At 51.7% G+C, this 16,219-nt stretch carries 16 protein-coding genes; 9 read left to right on the top strand and 7 right to left on the bottom strand.

The annotated features are described in order from the left end of the window. Positions 1-37 precede the first annotated feature (37 nt). The 3 genes from AC55FS_RS15220 to AC55FS_RS15230 all read left to right on the top strand — a co-directional run bounded on the left by AC55FS_RS15220 (position 38) and on the right by AC55FS_RS15230 (position 3,661). Entirely contained in the window at positions 38-385 is a 348-nt protein-coding gene (locus tag AC55FS_RS15220; RefSeq protein WP_496933114.1) for an ArsC family reductase, read from the top strand. Positions 386-412: 27 nt separating this feature from the next. Then, on the top strand, positions 413-1,441 hold the full coding sequence (dapD, locus tag AC55FS_RS15225; protein WP_496933115.1) for a 2,3,4,5-tetrahydropyridine-2,6-dicarboxylate N-succinyltransferase: 1,029 nt from the start codon (positions 413-415) through the stop codon (positions 1,439-1,441). Positions 1,442-1,600: 159 nt separating this feature from the next. Then, positions 1,601-3,661, top strand: a complete 2,061-nt coding sequence (locus AC55FS_RS15230; RefSeq protein ID WP_496933116.1) for an ATP-binding protein — start codon at positions 1,601-1,603, stop codon at positions 3,659-3,661. Here the strand turns inward: AC55FS_RS15230 and AC55FS_RS15235 are convergent. Then, positions 3,585-5,051 (bottom strand): aminotransferase-like domain-containing protein, encoded by a 1,467-nt coding sequence (locus AC55FS_RS15235; protein WP_496933117.1) that lies wholly within the window; start codon positions 5,049-5,051, stop codon positions 3,585-3,587. The genes AC55FS_RS15230 and AC55FS_RS15235 overlap by 77 nt on opposite strands. 190 nt (positions 5,052-5,241) lie before the next feature. Between AC55FS_RS15235 and AC55FS_RS15240 the strand changes: the two genes are divergently transcribed. From AC55FS_RS15240 to nth, 3 genes are all read left to right on the top strand, one after another. Next, on the top strand, positions 5,242-5,520 hold the full coding sequence (locus tag AC55FS_RS15240) for a hypothetical protein (RefSeq protein ID WP_496933118.1): 279 nt from the start codon (positions 5,242-5,244) through the stop codon (positions 5,518-5,520). 92 nt (positions 5,521-5,612) lie between these two features. Next, positions 5,613-6,737, top strand: a complete 1,125-nt coding sequence (locus tag AC55FS_RS15245) for an MBL fold metallo-hydrolase (protein ID WP_496933119.1) — start codon at positions 5,613-5,615, stop codon at positions 6,735-6,737. 63 nt (positions 6,738-6,800) lie between these two features. Beyond that, positions 6,801-7,436 carry an endonuclease III gene (gene nth, locus AC55FS_RS15250; RefSeq protein ID WP_496933120.1) on the top strand — a complete coding sequence of 212 codons (636 nt, stop codon included), beginning with the start codon at positions 6,801-6,803 and terminating at the stop codon, positions 7,434-7,436. 6 nt (positions 7,437-7,442) lie between these two features. On the opposite strand, the gene AC55FS_RS15255 is transcribed toward nth, so the two are convergent. Continuing rightward, positions 7,443-7,673, bottom strand: a complete 231-nt coding sequence (locus AC55FS_RS15255) for a hypothetical protein (RefSeq protein WP_496933121.1) — start codon at positions 7,671-7,673, stop codon at positions 7,443-7,445. A gap of 190 nt (positions 7,674-7,863) precedes the next feature. Here AC55FS_RS15255 and AC55FS_RS15260 point away from each other — a divergent pair, with 190 nt between their 5' ends. After that, positions 7,864-9,756, top strand: a complete 1,893-nt coding sequence (locus AC55FS_RS15260; protein WP_496933122.1) for a methyl-accepting chemotaxis protein — start codon at positions 7,864-7,866, stop codon at positions 9,754-9,756. Here AC55FS_RS15260 and AC55FS_RS15265 read toward each other — a convergent pair whose 3' ends face one another. The 4 genes from AC55FS_RS15265 to AC55FS_RS15280 all read right to left on the bottom strand — a co-directional run bounded on the left by AC55FS_RS15265 (position 9,757) and on the right by AC55FS_RS15280 (position 13,612). After that, positions 9,757-10,875 (bottom strand): ATP-NAD kinase family protein, encoded by a 1,119-nt coding sequence (locus tag AC55FS_RS15265; RefSeq protein WP_496933123.1) that lies wholly within the window; start codon positions 10,873-10,875, stop codon positions 9,757-9,759. After that, entirely contained in the window at positions 10,875-11,861 is a 987-nt protein-coding gene (locus AC55FS_RS15270) for a phospholipase A (protein WP_496933124.1), read from the bottom strand. Before AC55FS_RS15270 ends, AC55FS_RS15265 begins: the two co-directional genes overlap by 1 nt. Positions 11,862-12,056: 195 nt before the next feature. Next, the gene (locus AC55FS_RS15275; protein ID WP_496933125.1) at positions 12,057-12,506 is read right to left on the bottom strand and encodes a hypothetical protein; all 450 of its coding nucleotides are present in this window, start codon (positions 12,504-12,506) and stop codon (positions 12,057-12,059) included. A 230-nt stretch (positions 12,507-12,736) separates the two neighbouring features. Next, a complete protein-coding gene (locus AC55FS_RS15280) occupies positions 12,737-13,612 on the bottom strand; it encodes a DMT family transporter (RefSeq protein WP_496933126.1) in 876 nt (291 codons plus the stop codon). A gap of 120 nt (positions 13,613-13,732) precedes the next feature. Between AC55FS_RS15280 and AC55FS_RS15285 the strand changes: the two genes are divergently transcribed. After that, entirely contained in the window at positions 13,733-14,230 is a 498-nt protein-coding gene (locus AC55FS_RS15285) for a MarR family winged helix-turn-helix transcriptional regulator (RefSeq protein ID WP_496933128.1), read from the top strand. 173 nt (positions 14,231-14,403) lie between these two features. On the opposite strand, the gene AC55FS_RS15290 is transcribed toward AC55FS_RS15285, so the two are convergent. Continuing rightward, positions 14,404-15,177: a ferredoxin--NADP reductase gene (locus tag AC55FS_RS15290; protein WP_496933129.1), complete on the bottom strand. Its 774-nt coding sequence runs from the start codon at positions 15,175-15,177 to the stop codon at positions 14,404-14,406. A 99-nt stretch (positions 15,178-15,276) separates the two neighbouring features. Here AC55FS_RS15290 and AC55FS_RS15295 point away from each other — a divergent pair, with 99 nt between their 5' ends. Further along, positions 15,277-16,188 carry a LysR family transcriptional regulator gene (locus tag AC55FS_RS15295; RefSeq protein ID WP_496933130.1) on the top strand — a complete coding sequence of 304 codons (912 nt, stop codon included), beginning with the start codon at positions 15,277-15,279 and terminating at the stop codon, positions 16,186-16,188. The last annotated feature ends 31 nt before the right edge of the window (positions 16,189-16,219 follow it).

A 16,219-nucleotide genomic window follows, 5' to 3' on the forward strand; every position in this document is an offset into this window, starting at 1 on the left:
TCTTGCTCGCCGTTTTCAACGCACACAGGAGACACTCATGGTTACTCTGTATGGCATTAAAAGCTGCGATACCATGAAAAAAGCGCGTACCTGGTTGGAAACGCACAATATCGAATTTGCGTTTCACGACTATAAAAAAGACGGCCTGCCCGAAGCCTTACTCGATCAATGGCTGCAACAGCTGCCTTGGCAGGATTTGATCAACCGTCGTGGCACGACCTGGCGCAAACTACCAGAACCGTTGCGTGACAGCATGGATGAAAGCCAAGCCCGCGCCGTGATGTTGGAAAATCCCTCCATTATTAAACGCCCCTTGTTAGACACGGGCGATGGCAAATACTTGGGCTTTAAAGCCGAGCATTATCAGCAAATTTTTAACCTTTAACTTGTTTAACCTGTAAGGGACACCACTATGACTGCATTTGCCCTGGCCATTGGCGTCGGCAGCAAAAACTCTAACGGCGACTGGCTGGAGGTCTTTTATCAGCAGCCGTTACTGCACCCAGCGGACGATTTAATCACTGCAGCCAAAAGTGCGTTGGAGTATCAAGGGGGCAATGAAGCGCTAGAAGCCGACGGCGGCGAGCTGTTGGCCTTTGCCGATGCCATTGAAGCGGCCTACCCAGAGCAAGCAGCCCTGGCACGCGCCTGCACCGAAAGTCAAAAGCCAGTGGTGATTTGCATCTTGGCCAGCGATGAGCAAGCCAGCTCAACACCAGAGGTTTACCTCAAGCTGCACTTGCTGTCACACCGTCTAGTGAAGCCACACGGTGTTAACCTGAGCGGTATTTTTGGCCTATTGCCTAACGTCGCCTGGACCAACCAAGGCGCCATTGATCTGGACGACTTGCCACAGGCACAGTTGCAAGCACGCTTAAATGGCGAACTGCTCAGCGTTAATAGCGTCGACAAATTCCCGCGCATGACCGACTACGTGGTACCCAGCGGCGTGCGCATCGCCCACACTGCTCGTGTACGTTTGGGCGCATATATTGGCGAAGGCACCACCGTCATGCATGAAGGTTTTGTTAACTTCAATGCTGGCACCTTGGGGACGTCTATGGTCGAAGGGCGTATTTCTGCTGGCGTTATCGTCGGTGACGGCTCAGACCTGGGCGGTGGCTGTTCCACTATGGGGACGCTGTCTGGTGGCGGCAACATAATCATTTCGGTAGGCGAAAAATGCTTGCTGGGCGCCAATGCCGGTATCGGTATTCCGCTGGGCGATCGTTGCACCGTCGAAGCGGGCTTATATATTACCGCCGGCACTAAGGTGCAAGTACTGGACGATCACCGCGATGTGGTAGAAACCGTTAAAGCGCGTGAACTGGCTGGTAAATCCGATTTGTTGTTCCGCCGCGACTCAATCACTGGCGCGGTACAGTGCGTGACCAACAAAACCGCCATTGAGCTCAATAACGAGCTGCACGCCAACAATTAAGGGTACCCTCGTTGCGTCTAGCCTAAACAGCTAGCTCACTTCTCAACGGCAGGTCCCCCAAAGGGCCTGCCGTCTTCTCACTGGCAGCCCAAGCGCGCAACAGCTACACCTGTAACAGGAAAGGTTTCAGGACATTACCGCCACAGGTGCCGCGCTCGTATGGATTCCACCTTACTGTTTATCTGCTGCCTCGCCATATTGCTAATGCAACTAGGGTTTTTATCGCTAGAGGCAGGGCAGGTTCGAGCCAAAAACAGTCTTAACGTTGCCTACAAGAATCTGTTTGATCTGGCCATCAGCGTGCCGCTGTTTTGGTTTGTTGGCTATGGCTTGGTATTTGGCTGGCAACTCGGTGAACCGCTTTGGGGACAGCTGATCGCTACCCAGCTTTCCGGGGCAGAGTCACTGCACTTACTGCTGCAAGCGCTTTTTTGTGCCACCGCTGCCACCATCGTATCAGGTGCCATCGCCGAACGTGGCTCCTTGCGCGGCTATGTCACCATTGTGCTGCTCAGTGGCCTGCTGATCTATCCACTGGCGGCGTTACTGGTGTGGGGGCGCAGCGATGTGCCTGGCGCCGGCTGGTTGTATCAATTGGGCTTTCGCGATCTAGCTGGCGCCAGCGTGGTGCATAGTGTTGGCGGCGCGATTGCCCTGGCTGCCGTGATCATTATTGGCCCCAGACTGGGTCGTTTTGATTCTCAAACGGCGCCATTGCCCAGCCATCCGCTGATGTCGGTGGCTGGCACCGTGCTGCTTTGGGTTGGATGGTTGGGGTTTAACACCAGCGCTGTACTGGATAAAAGTGTCGCCACTTATGCAGTAGTGCTCAATACACTGATGGCGGGAGCGGCAGGCTTTTTGACCGCATCACTCATCAGTCAGTTAAAGCAGGGTTATGTTCATATGGGCTGGGCCTGTAATGGCATTATTGCGGGCTTGGTGGCCATCACGGCGTCAGCTCATGCCGTGACCGTGCCACAATCCTTGCTCATTGCCACCGCCGGTACTGTGCTGGCGATCTACGCCGCCCAATGGCTAGAAAACAAAGGCGTGGACGATGTTATTGGAGCGGTTCCCACACACCTAGTGGCCGGTTTTTGGGGCACTCTGGCGGTTGGTCTGTTTGCCGACCTTGAGCTTTTGGGCACTGCTCTCAGTCGCTCGCAACAGATTGCTATTCAAGTGATGGGCGCCATGATTATTTGTGGCTGGGCTTTGGCATCTGCCTGGTGTTTGCTCTACTTGGTTAATAAGCGCATGCCGCTAAGGGTAGACCAGCAACAGGAATTAGATGGCCTCGATCAACATCGCCACGGCATCGCAGCAGAGCTAATCGATCAGGTGTTAGATTTGCAACATCAAAGCCAAGATAGCGACACGGTATTCGAGACCAGTAGCGAACAAACTGCAACGACTGATAATGAGGAAAGCGAGCAGCCCCTCGGCCAGCTGGCCAGTAAGATAGACACGATGGAGAAGCCAGATGACGCCTTAGCCCTTATGGCAGAAAAAATTCGCGCCTTTGTCGATGCCCAACAACAACCGCGGCGTGCAGCTCAAATATTGATAGAGATAGAGCAACTGCTACAACAACAAAGCCAGCACAAGCTCAGTGATGACCTGCATGCCATCATTGAAGACTCACAGCAAGAAATTCAACAGTTGCGCCGGGTGGCTCCCTATGTATCTGTTCAGCCCCAAGTGGCCAGCACAGAAGACGCCTGCTTTGATGTTCATAACGCCGTAGACCAGGCTTTGGCTCTCACACGCTCACTGATCCCTGCCCACGTCCATGTCACCCAAGAGCTCAGCGCCGTGCCACTGTGGGTCAATGCCAACCTGGGGCAGCTAAGCCAGATTCTAATCGGCCTGATCAGCAATGCCACGGATGCCATGACCCGTGAGGGAATTTTACGGCTAGTCACCCAGCGTGAAGACGACTGGGTATTTATTGACGTTATCGATACCGGCAGTGGCATCGACAGCCATGATTTACCGAGGTTATTTGAAGCCGACTTCAGCACCAAAGCCAGCGGAAAAACCCCAGCTCTTGGGCTCAGTGAATGTCGCGAACTGGTTGAGCGACATAACGGGCGTATTGCGGTCATGTCCCAACCCGGCAAAGGCAGCCGTTTTCGAATTATCTTCCCGTGCTCAGCTCCGCCGCCAATCGCCCCACCGTCGCCAGCGCCTGCTCGACCTGAGCACTCCAGTTAACGGCGCAATTGAGCCGCATGCAGTGATCAAAATGATCGGTGTTGGAAAACAGATCACCGGGCACAATGCTGATAGAGTGCTCACTGGCACGCTGATACAGCTCAATGGCACGCACTCCTGCGGGCAAACTCACCCATAAGATAAATCCACCCTGGGGCTGAGACACATGAGTATGTGGTGGAAAATAGCGATGAATAGCATCGATAAAACGCTGACTGTTGTCCGCCAGTCGCACTCTCAGCTGGCGTAAATGTCGATCGTATTGGCCATTTTGCAAATACGAATACAGCGCATGTTGCGACAAGCTGCTGGCAGAGAATGTGGTAAAGGTCTGACTTTCAATTACGGTTTGATACCAGCGTCCAGGCAAGCACCAGCCAACCCGCAAACCCGCCGCCAAGGTTTTAGAAAACGACGAGCAATACAAAATCCGACCGTCATCATCAAAGGATTTCAGCACCGACATCAACGGCGCTTCATCGCGATGCACCGGAAAACCCAGCTCACCATAAATATCGTCTTCAACAATCGGCACATCGTGCTGTTTGGCTAACTCAACTAATCGCTGCTGCTTGTCGACCGGAATGGTTGACCCGGTTGGGTTGGCATAGCGCGCCGTTAATGCAATCAGCTTGATGGGCCACTGCTGCAATGCCAGTTGCAAGGCATCCAGGCTGATGCCCGTCGATGGATCGGTAGGAATTTCGATAATTTTTAATCCCAACATGCCTGCGATTTGCAAAAAACCGTAATAACACGGCGATTCCACCGCCATCACATCGCCAGGTTTGGTTACCGCACGCAGACACAGGGTAACGGCTTCGGCGCAGCCGTTGGTAATGACGACGTCATCCTGGTGGCAGCGCACGCCGACGTCGCGCATACGGATGGCTATTTGCTGGCGCAGGCCTTCCAGCCCTGGAGCAAACTGATAGGCGACAATCTGGCGGGTATTAAAGCGGCTAACTTTATTAATATGGGTCTGCAGCTGACGCAACGGCAAAATAGCCGGATCAGGGATGGCAGCACCCAGGTTAATCTGGCGCGGCTCACTTAAGCGTTGCAGCATATTATTGATGCGCTCAGATTTACTGAACGCCCTCGGCTCATCACCACGCGACAGCGGTAAACTGTGTTGCGGCTTTTCTGGTGATGCCAGTGACCGGGCACGCACGTAATAGCCAGATTGCGGCCGCGCTCGAAGCCAGCCCTGATCTTCCAGCCAGGCATAGGCCTGGGTCACCGTCGATATGCTGACCCCCATCAATCGGCTCATATGACGAACACTGGGCACCTTTTGGCCGACGTCGTACACACCGGAGCCAATATCCTCTATCAGCTGCTCAGCGATTTGTTCGTATAATGGCGTATCTAATTGACGATTCAGCATATTTTTCTCCCTCCAGCGCACGTCATAGTACTGCCAACGACGACATCAGACCCAATACAGTCACAGTACAAACCAGCAATACAGTTTACACGATACAGAGACTGTATTGATCACTTGTGCGATGCCTGATTCTGATGCCAAGGCCAACCAAAAGCCATGCTATGGGGCATTCATTACTGCAGGAGCTGCAATGTCGACGCCATTTTCTTCCGCCATGACCTTACAGGCGTTAGTCGCCGTGATGTTCATCTACTTGAGTGTGGCCGCTACCGAAAAAGCTTTAGCCGACGTCAGCGCCAACCGTATTGGTGCCTTTCGCACCGCACTGGCCGGCATTCTGGCACGGCTGTATTGCCCCAGCGAGGCTGGTCCTGACCTGTGTGGTAGCGGCACTGCATGGCCGCCAACACCACAAAAAAGATTGTTGCCACACAAGTTTGCTGTGTTGCTGGCCAGCCAAGGCAATTAAGCTGACCTTTGGCGACCTCGACCCTGTACACTTAAGCACCGGGCAGTGAACACATGCTTTGCTGTCGTCATAGATATTGTATGGGTTGTTCTATGGGTAAGGTTGTTCGCAAATATCGCTGGTTCGCCGCACTGGCATTGCTGGCTGGATTGGTAACGCTGTATAGCTGTACCAGCCTGCCAGCGCAGCAGGACGTGACTCAGTCACCACACTATCGAGACGGCCAGTTCCAAAATGCCATTCAAGAAACCCAGCGCTCAATCAGCGATGTAGTGAGTATTTTTTGGCACGTATTAACGGCCGATGAAGTGATGCCGGTGCCCGACTCCCCGATCCCCCTCCAGCCTCTTAGCCGTGAGTGGTTTGAGCAGCTGCCAGACGACGAAGATGTGGTGGTAAGGCTCGGGCATTCCAGCATCTTAATGTCGCTGGGCGGAGACATCTGGCTATTTGATCCGATGTTTTCTCGCCGTGCGTCACCGGTGCAATGGGCCGGGCCGGAACGCTTTCATGATACGCCACTGACTATCGCCGACTTGCCCAACATTAAGGGCGTCATTATTTCTCACAATCATTATGACCATCTCGATCAAGGCAGCGTTGAGCAGCTAGTGGCCAAAACCGAGCACTTTTATGTGCCGTTAGGACTGGGCCAATACCTTAAAGATTGGGGGGCAAGCAATGGCCAATACAGCGAATACGACTGGTGGCAGCAAAGTCAGAGCGGCGACGTCACTTTGGTGGCCACACCAGCACAACATTTTTCGGGACGTGGTTTGGGAGATCGCGACCAAACCTTGTGGGCATCCTGGGTATTGATTCATGGCCAGCAACGCTATTTTTTCAGTGGTGATGGCGGCTACTTTGACGGTTTTAAGGAGATTGGGGAGCGCTATGGGCCTTTTGATTTGACCATGTTGGAAAACGGTGCCTATAACGAGCGCTGGCGCTACGTGCATATGTTCCCCAAGCAAAGCGTACAGGCTCACTTAGATTTACGTGGAAAGCGCATGCTGCCTATTCATAACAGCACCTTTGATTTGGCCATGCATCCCTGGTTTGAACCGCTAGAGCAAGTCAGCCAAGCAGCTGAGCAACACAAGGTAGAACTGTTAACACCGCAGATTGGTGAACCTGTGTATTTAAATCAGCCACAGCGCTTTGCCGCTTGGTGGCGGCCGATGATGCCAGGGGCAAAACAAGTGGCTGAGCGCTAAGTAAACTTGATGATGGGATGGTAAATCCGTATAACCTCGAACTCCTGATTTGCTAGTGCCACTATGAACAAAACCAAACGTACTGAAATCTTTAGCCGCCTACGCGCCGACAATCCAGAGCCGAAAACCGAGCTTGAATACAGCACGCCGTTTGAACTGCTGGTGGCGGTCGCACTGTCGGCACAAGCCACGGACGTCAGTGTCAACAAAGCGACACGCAAGTTATTCCCGGTTGCCAATACACCTGCGGCTATTTTGGCTCTGGGTGAAGATGGGCTAAAGAACTACATCAAAACCATCGGCTTGTTTAACAGTAAGGCCAGCAACGTCATCAAGATGTGCCAGTTATTACTGGAGCGCCACCAGGGAGAAGTCCCGCAAACCCGTGAAGAGTTAGTGGCCTTACCGGGGGTTGGACGCAAGACCGCCAACGTGGTGTTAAATACTGCCTTTCGACAGCCGGCCATGGCCGTCGACACTCATATATTCAGAGTCTCTAACCGCACCAAGATCGCACCTGGCAAAAATGTGGATGAAGTTGAGCAAAAGCTCATGCGACTGGTGCCTAAAGAGTTCTTAATGGACGCCCATCATTGGCTGATCTTGCACGGCCGCTATGTCTGTGTCGCACGCAAACCCAAGTGCTCCGCCTGCTTAATTGAAGATCTGTGCGAGTTTAAAGACAAAACCAGCGATTGAGCTGTGTTACCAGAGCTCTACATCGGCATTGCTGCGCTGCCGTTCATTGTGCTCCATCATCACCAGCTCGCGCAGTTCGCCTAATTGATCATCATTGAGAATACGCAGGTTGATTCCCATAAACTGACGCTGATCGATCAAGTATTGCTGATAACATGGCCGATGCGCCGGCCCTAATCCAGATACCGTAATGGGTTGTTGCAGCAATACTGGCTGCGAGCAAAAACAGCAGTTCAAAGTCACGCCTCCTAAAAAATCGCGAGAATGGTACGCTCGTCTCAGTGTAAATTCAGCTCACCTTTTACAGCGTTTTGTAACCGCACCAGACACAACTGCCATTTGACTGATCACGCCGCTCAGTTAACGCCGCGCATCCAGCCACCTCGCTGAACGACAGATCACTGCTACTCTGTTAGCAGAAGCACCAATGAAAGGCCTGATCATGTCTCAGCTGCTCAATCGTTACAGTATTCGTACCAAACATACCCTGATCGCCATTTTGGTCACCGGCGGTCTGGTTCTGATTGCTGCCCTAGCCGCCAGCGGTCTGCGCCAAGTCGCCTATCTCAGTCAGCTGCTTGAACAACAGCAAAGCATTGCCACTGATATGATGGCGCTGCGCCGACACGAAAAGGATTTTCTCAGCCGCAAAGATATGCAGTACGTGCAACGCTTTGAACAAGCTGCCGGTACGGCGAGCGAAGCGCTTACTGAACTGCAACAGCAACTCAAACAATCGAGCTTCTCGCTTCCTGAAGTCGCGCAGCTGCAGCAACAGCTCAAACGCTATAGCGAGGCATTTTCCGCTTTGCATAAAAAGCAGCAAACCATAGGTCTGCATTCCGAGGATGGTTTGTATGGCAGCCTGCGCCAAGCGGTGCATGGTGTAGAAACATTGGCGAAAGACGAAGGTCAGTACGAACTGCTGTATCACATGCTGATGCTGCGCCGTCACGAAAAAGACTTTATGTTGCGCCGCGATTCAAAATATATGGATCGCTTTGACAAGCAAGTCGCGTCATTTGATCAAGCACTGGCACAAAGTTTTAGCCTACAAGAAGATCAGATTCGCACTGGCCTAAAACGCTATCAGCAACAATTTTCCCAACTGGTACAAGAAGAGGTCGCCATTGGCTTAACGGAAAATGACGGCCTTAGAGGTAAAATGCGTACCGAAGTACAAAAAACGGAACAGCTGTTCGACAGCCTTGGCGAGCGCTTAAGTGAGATTGCCGAGCAGCAAGAAAACCAGATTCACCAACGTTTGCTGATCGCAGTGATCGTTATCATAGTGCTAATAAGTGGCCTAACATTAATTGTATCGAGAGCGATTCACCGGCCTATTTCGTATCTCACCAGTCGGGTGCAGCACATAGCCAAAGATCTCGATCTTACACAATTAATTAACCACCAATCTGGCGATGAAATTGGCGTATTGTCGGAGTCATTCGATGCCCTTATTCATTCACTTAGAGACACAGTGCAACAAGTAAAAGACAGCGCCGTTACCATGAACCAAGCATCGGAACATATGGCTTCGGTCACCTCATCGGTGGGCAGTGCAACTCAGCAGCAGCAAAATGAGATTGGCCAAGCCGTCACGGCCATGAGCGAAATGACCAGTACCATTCAAAATATTGCCAGCAATGCCAACGAAGCGTCGCGCGCCGTTACCGAAGTGCATTCTGACATCTCCGAGGGCAAATCCATCGCCAGCTTAACCAGTGGCGAGATTCAACAGCTGAGCGAGGATATTGGTGCTGCCACCGAGGCCATTCATAAATTACGCACCGACAGTGAATCGATCGGCAGCATTTTGGCTGAGATCAGTGCCATTGCCGAGCAAACCAATCTGCTGGCACTCAATGCCGCCATCGAAGCTGCGCGAGCGGGAGAGCAAGGGCGTGGCTTTGCCGTGGTGGCCGATGAGGTACGCAGTCTGGCAGGAAGAACACAAGAATCGACCGAAAGCATTCGCGGCACTTTATCAGAGTTCCGCTCCGGCACGGAGCAAGTGGTCAGCACCGTTGAGACCTCACGCGAACGTAGCCAAACCGTTATTGAAAAAGCACAGCAATCCAGTCAAATTCTCGATACAATTTACACCAACATGAGCAATATCAGCGACTTAAATGCTCAGGTAGCCACCGCCGCAGAGCAGCAAAGCTACGCCACAGAAGAGATTAGCCGCAATGTTCAGCGCGTCGATGAGTTGGCTAGCACACTGACTCAGGAAGCCCAGCAAGCTTCCCAAGCCGGTGATGAATTATCCGATCTGGCGCGCCAACTGGGCCATGCGGTGGATAAGTTTAGAGTGTAATCAGCCTACCGGGTAAATAACCCGATCCTGATAGCCGGTGATAACCTCAATACTGCCATTCCAAGCTCGATCCAGATGCGGATCGCTGCTATCAACAATCAAAGGGCGACCTTGCAAACTGGTGAGTTTGGTTTTGGTCGCCATAATATCAAACTGCGCTTTGCCGATTTGATCGATTACCTGAGCACTGAACTGTTGGTTACCACGTCCAAAAATATGGCCCTGCCCTCCCATGGCGCTAATTAAAGCTCGCCGCCTGGGATACTGTTGCAGCAGCTCAAGTATTTGCTGTTCGGTTAAATCTTGCTGAATTACGCAGCCATTAAACACAGCATCAACACCGAGCAAGGTGCCGTCAAAACCCAGCTCTTGCTTGACTGCCTTGGTAGTTTTTCCTGAGCCTAATAGATACAGTACATCGTCTTCCATGGATTGAACGTAATAGGCTGCCATATCCGCCAGCACTAATTCTTCGCTTTCAATGCCACCTTGCTTAACCGCTTGTACAAAATGACCGACTTGCAGCACACGCATATCGCCAAAATGCTTGGCTTTTACCTGTTGCGCACGATAGCCATCTTCATCCAGATCACGCACTTCGGCAGCACGAATATCGACCAGTTTTCCGCTAAGAAAGCGAATCAGTACTTCGCTGCAGGCCCTGGGCGTAATGCCGTACACTCCCGAGTGAATTTTAACGCCAGCCGGTATGCCCAACACGGGAATACGCTCTTCCACCACGCTGCAAATATCCCGCGCCGTACCATCACCGCCAGCAAAGACAAGTAAGTCCACTCCTCGCTCTAACATAAGTGACGCCAGCGCTTTACTGTCTTCAGCACAACTCGGTGCAGAAGGCTGATAGTCATCCAGCAAGGTGGTGTGAAAACCTAATTCCGTCAGTAATTCGCCCCCCATTTCACCCTGTGCCGCTAACCAGTGGCAATCATTAACAAACGGCAATAAGGGCTCTAATGCCAAGCGGGTCCGGTCGACCGCTTTTTTATTTGCTCCCCGAGCCAAAGCTTCGGCAACAATTGCAGCGCCATCACTGCCCTTGAGTGCAACAGCACCACCAATCCCAGCCAAGGGATTTATAATTAATCCTATCGTCAGCATTACAACCAGTCGCTCAATTTAATCCCAAAACCAATGCGTTCTTGGTAAACATTATAATCAATTAGGCTTTCGCCATAGCCGTTAAAATACTGAACAAATCCTTTAATTCTTGGCGTTAATGGAAAGCTGTAATTAATTTCAACAGCACCACGATTTTCATCCCAGTTAAAATTGTTTCTTAGCATCACACTAAACATATGGTTTTTCATGGGTCTTAAAAAATACAGTTCACCATTGCCCATGTAGTCGTCTATATCGGGATTATCGTTATCAGTGGGGTCAAACGGGTCTCCTGAGCTTTCTTCTGGCACCCGCCACCAAGCCCGTGCATACCAGATATTGCGACCCGAAATAGATGCGGCATCAAAAATAACACGATTCCAGCTACGTGACAGTGAGCTGGTTTGGCCATTAGATTGATGATTAAAAGACACGCCAATATGTTCCAGCCAAGCATCTTGCAGCTGCCAGGTGAACATCAGTTCAGGTTCGTGGTTAGTTTCACGAAAGGGTCTAGATATGCCTGCATTATATGCTTGCCAGAAAGAACGATTGGTGTAGCCAACTTCAATCGTACTCAGCTTGCCCAGTAGCCCTTCTGCCAACATGTATTTAATACTGAGTTGAAATACCGCTTCAACATGATCAAACCTTTCTTCCTTCAGCGGGCTTTCGCCGCCGGCATTATCCAATAAACGTTTTACTTCACGATTGTTGGGCCGCCGTTGGTAGGTAAACGGCATCACATAATTAGGACGATGGGGCAACAGTACGTAAGGATTATCGGCAGCGGCGCGTTCTACCTGAATCTTTCGCACCAAAGTTGGCAGCTGTCTAACGCTGTCTGCCAGCTCTTCCTCATCAATAACTTCCACCACTTCTGGTCGGGTTTTAACGGGTTCTGTCGGCAACAAGCTGTCATTATCGCTAGGATTGGCGCAGACATTCACGGCTGCCAGCAACAGCAGCGGAGCACAAAACTTCATTAGCTATCTCATAAATGAGGGAATCGCTCTTCATACTAATGCCCTGCCTGGCCATGTCCACTCTGGCAGACAAAGCCTGACGCAATGACATTGTTTGTACTGTATCCGCACACCAACATCGACAGCCACCAAAACCTCAGCACACCTCAACATTCTTACCGCCATTAACTGGCTCATTAGACAATATCGGGGCCCTTAAACCGCCAGCGGATCAGCCTCCAGATAGGGCGTGCGACCGGCCTGGTATTCATTTTTACAGTGCGGACACTGGCGCACGTCTTTGCTAAAAATCTTACTGTGCAAGTGAATTGCCTGATGCTCCGATTCCCAGCAATAAGAGCAATAAGGCTGACCATATGGACGACCATCCAAGGTCTTGTAATAGCCGTCACCACGACGGCGCAATATTTGTTTAAAACTCAACGTGCGCTGCAACTTGCGCAGTTCTTCGTCCTTGCTATCCAGCGCTTCTTTCAGCAAAGTCAGCTGTAATTTGGCTTCCGACACTGAGCCAGACAAATCTGCTAGCTGGCGCCGCATGTCTTCTTTATTGAGAACATACCCCGCTTCGCGGATGGTCTTACCCACGTCTTGCGCACTTTGAAGGCTGCGCAATACCGCAGCTACACTGCCAATGGATGCCATAAATTTCCCCTCTGACAATAATCTGACGACAAGAAAGTCAAAACTTGGCACTGACATAGTTTTCGTCATGTTAATGACGGAAAAACCTATCAATGCTCCGACGATTGCATCACACAGAAGATGTCAGCAAAAAAGAGGCCAGCCAGCTAGTGTTTGGCCTCAGCATTTAAAAGACATTCTGTTAAGGAGAAAACGCTAGCCAGGCTCAGAGCTAGCGCTAATGAGAGATTTTAAGCAGGCTTTAATGCCGCCGGTGCTGTGCTCGTCGCTGGTAGCTTTTGGGCGAGCAGCACACTGATCAACACCAACGCCATCCCCAGCCATTGAATGAGGGCCAGCTGTTCGCCCATTAAACCCACGCCGGCAGCGACGGCAATCAGTGGATTGACCAGACCAAGAAATGCCAGCTTTTCCACCGCAATATGGCCCATCGCCCGAAACCAAACAAAATAGCCGACACCCACGCTAATGGGACCCAACCACAGCAGCGCCAAGCTACCTTGCCAACTCAGCTGTGGCACAGGCAAGCCCACAACCAAGGCCAATATCAGCAACAGCACGCCAGAGATAACCAGCTGAGCAGCCGTCAAAGGTAAAGCAGCAATATCACGGCCAAGCACTGGCACCAGCAATATTCCCCAGGCCATGCTGTGCGCGGCCAAAAGGGCTGCCATCACCCCCAGCCAATCGAGTTGCTGGGGCGCCTGCCAAACCAAAAGAGCCACACCCAAGGTGCCCACCATCGCCGCCAATAAACGTGCGGCGCCCGGAAAGTGCCCACGCAGCCACTTTAGCAACAATACCTGCAACGGCACCGTCGATACCAGAGTGGCGGCCATGCCACCTGGCAAACGCTGAATGGCGGTAAACAGCAAAAAGGTAAACAGGCCTAAGTTCAATACACTCAGAATCGACACATCGAACCAACGCCGCCGCCAAACCCAGACAGGCACCAAGGGCAGCAGTAGCAAACCCGGGATCAGAATCCGTAGCGCCGCCAACCACATTGGCTCGACATCAGGCAGCCAGCGCTGAGTCACGGCGTACGTGGTTCCCCACATTAATGGTGCCAGTAAAGCGCTGTAAACATACGAGCCAGATGACATAGAGGCCTCCAGTTACCTTTATCTATTGATTCTTGACGTGAAGATAAATCAAAAGCTAGCGACACGCAACTATCTTTATGTGAAGATATGATCCAACCCAATCAGCAAGGAGAGAAATGCATGCCTGATCATGTAGACGGCATATTGGCGCAGTGGCAGCGAGAGCGGCCAGATATTGACTGCTCACCCGTTGGCCCTCTGGGACGGCTGTCACGCGTGCATCAGTATGTATCGCAAAACATCACCGCCCATCACAAAAGCTTGGGCCTAAACAGCGGTGAATTCGACGTGCTAGCAACCCTTCGCCGCAGTGGCGCCCCCTATCGATTAACACCAACAGCGTTGTTTCAGTCGGCTATGCTATCGTCGGGAGCCATGACCAATCGTCTGAATCGCTTAGAGCAAGCTGGCCATATTCGCCGCTTGCCGGATCCGCAAGATCGTCGCAGCCTGATGGTCGAACTGACAGAAGAAGGGTTGGCATTGATTAACAAGGCATTCGAAGCCCACGTCGATAACGAGCGTCAAATAATTGCACAGCTGCCGCCGGAGCAGCTGGCGCAGCTGGACGAACTATTGCGCCAGTGGCTGATTCAGTTAGAAAACCAAGGATCCTAAACTATGGCCCTAAACCAAGCTCCTAGAGCGGCAGCTTGGCAATTTACCGACTAACGCGGTTGGCGGTTGTCTTCTAACGCCGCTCTCTAAAACGCTGCCAGAAGACCAAACAAAAAACCGGCCGAAGCGCATCACTGTGCTTCGACCGGTCGTTTTAGACGGCTGTAAATAGTTTATTTCTCGACAAAAGCCCGTTCAATCACATAGTGGCCAGGCTGACCACCGCGCGCTTCTTTAAAGCCCATGTCATCCAATATCGTGGTCAAATCTGACAGCATCGCCGGGCTGCCACACAGCATGAAACGATCATGCTCTGGGTTTAAATCGGCCAAACCAATGTCTTTGGTCAGCTTACCAGAGGTGATCAAGTCCGTCAGCCGGCCCTGATTGCGAAACGCTTCGCGGGTCACCGTGGGGTAATAAATCAACTGCTGACTGACCATATCACCGAAGTATTCGTTGTTAGGCAATTCGCTTTGAATGCGCTCCTGATATGCCAGCTCGGAAACGTAACGCACCCCGTGTGTTAACACGACCTTGTCAAATTGCTCGTAGATTTCAAAATCTTTGATAATGCTTAAAAATGGCGCCAGACCTGTTCCGGTGCTGAGCAGGTACAGGTTTTTACCCGGCAACAGGTTATCGGCCACTAAGGTGCCCACCGGCTTAGTACCCACCAGGATTTCATCCCCCACGGACAGCTTTTGCAAATGCGACGTCAATGGGCCATCGGGCACCTTGATAGAGAAAAACTCCATCTCTTCTTCATAGTTAGCGCTGGCAATGCTGTAGGCACGCAACAACGGCTTATTCTCGATCTCCAACCCGATCATAGTGAAGTGACCGTTTTTAAACCTCAGCCCCTGATTACGGGTGGTGGTAAAACTGAACAAGGTTTCGTTCCAGTGGTGCACACTGGTGACCGTTTCACGGATCAGGTTGCTCATGATGGCTCTCAAGTCAGATAGCAGATGGCGACATAGTAGTGACTGGGCTATTATCGGTAAAACAATAAAATCTAATAAAGTTATTCGGTTTTACTAATAATGCGCTTTACCCTACGTCAGCTTGAAGTGTTTATCGCCATCGCCCAGCACAACCACCTAACCCGTGCGGCCCAGGCCTTAGCCATGTCGCAAAGTGCGGCCAGTAGCGCACTGAAAGACCTGGAGCAGCAATTTGATGTCACCCTGTTCGATCGCAACGGTAAGCGCTTGCAGCTCAATGACCAAGGCCGGCTATTGTTGCCAAAAGCCGAATCGCTACTCGCCCAAGCGCAAGAACTGCAGCAGCAACTTAGCCTGCACAGCGCGATCGGCAGCATTAAGGTTGGCGCAACACTGTCGATTGGCAACTATCTGGCGGTGCCACTCATGGCGGAGTTTATGACTCAACATCCAGGCACTCAGGTATCACTGGATGTCGCCAACACACGCCAAATCGTGTCTGAGCTGCTCGATTTTCAGCTCGATATTGGCTTAATTGAAGGCGAGATTAACCACCCACAGCTGCAAGTCGAAACCTGGATGGCCGATGAGCTGGCGGTGTTTTGTCATCCCAGCCATCCATTGGCGCAACTGCAAGCTCAAGCACACGGCATCAGCCTGGATGATGTCATTGCTCAGCCTTGGATTGTCCGCGAACAGGGCTCTGGCACCCGCCAGGCGTTTGAGCGAGTGTTTCACGGTCATTTACCCGATTTACATATTTTGCTGGAGCTGCAACACACTGAAGCCATTAAGCGCGCGGTGGAAGCACAAATGGGCATTGGCTGTTTGTCACGCATCACGCTGCAAGATGCTTTTGATAGAGGGCGGCTGGTACAACTGCAGTTGCCGCAGTTAAACCTAGAACGCACTCTTTATTTGGCTATTCATCGCCAGAAGTTCCAAACGGCTGGTATTCAGGCTTGGCTGCAACTGTGTCGTCAACATGCGACAGCCAGAGCGAGTGAATAGCGCTATGCTGGAATACTATCGACTGCCGGAA

This window comes from Bacterioplanes sp. CLAM21 (genome assembly GCF_059641015.1).

Bases quoted from the DNA above. Each gene is read 5' to 3' on its own strand.
- AC55FS_RS15220 (WP_496933114.1), top strand. From the start codon at position 38: ATGGTTACTCTGTATGGCATTAAAAGCTGCGATACCATGAAAAAAGCG.
- dapD (WP_496933115.1), top strand. From the start codon at position 413: ATGACTGCATTTGCCCTGGCCATTGGCGTCGGCAGCAAAAACTCTAAC.
- AC55FS_RS15230 (WP_496933116.1), top strand. From the start codon at position 1,601: ATGGATTCCACCTTACTGTTTATCTGCTGCCTCGCCATATTGCTAATG.
- AC55FS_RS15235 (WP_496933117.1), bottom strand. From the start codon at position 5,051: ATGCTGAATCGTCAATTAGATACGCCATTATACGAACAAATCGCTGAG.
- AC55FS_RS15240 (WP_496933118.1), top strand. From the start codon at position 5,242: ATGTCGACGCCATTTTCTTCCGCCATGACCTTACAGGCGTTAGTCGCC.
- AC55FS_RS15245 (WP_496933119.1), top strand. From the start codon at position 5,613: ATGGGTAAGGTTGTTCGCAAATATCGCTGGTTCGCCGCACTGGCATTG.
- nth (WP_496933120.1), top strand. From the start codon at position 6,801: ATGAACAAAACCAAACGTACTGAAATCTTTAGCCGCCTACGCGCCGAC.
- AC55FS_RS15260 (WP_496933122.1), top strand. From the start codon at position 7,864: ATGAAAGGCCTGATCATGTCTCAGCTGCTCAATCGTTACAGTATTCGT.
- AC55FS_RS15265 (WP_496933123.1), bottom strand. From the start codon at position 10,875: ATGCTGACGATAGGATTAATTATAAATCCCTTGGCTGGGATTGGTGGT.
- AC55FS_RS15270 (WP_496933124.1), bottom strand. From the start codon at position 11,861: ATGAAGTTTTGTGCTCCGCTGCTGTTGCTGGCAGCCGTGAATGTCTGC.
- AC55FS_RS15275 (WP_496933125.1), bottom strand. From the start codon at position 12,506: ATGGCATCCATTGGCAGTGTAGCTGCGGTATTGCGCAGCCTTCAAAGT.
- AC55FS_RS15280 (WP_496933126.1), bottom strand. From the start codon at position 13,612: ATGTCATCTGGCTCGTATGTTTACAGCGCTTTACTGGCACCATTAATG.
- AC55FS_RS15285 (WP_496933128.1), top strand. From the start codon at position 13,733: ATGCCTGATCATGTAGACGGCATATTGGCGCAGTGGCAGCGAGAGCGG.
- AC55FS_RS15290 (WP_496933129.1), bottom strand. From the start codon at position 15,177: ATGAGCAACCTGATCCGTGAAACGGTCACCAGTGTGCACCACTGGAAC.
- AC55FS_RS15295 (WP_496933130.1), top strand. From the start codon at position 15,277: ATGCGCTTTACCCTACGTCAGCTTGAAGTGTTTATCGCCATCGCCCAG.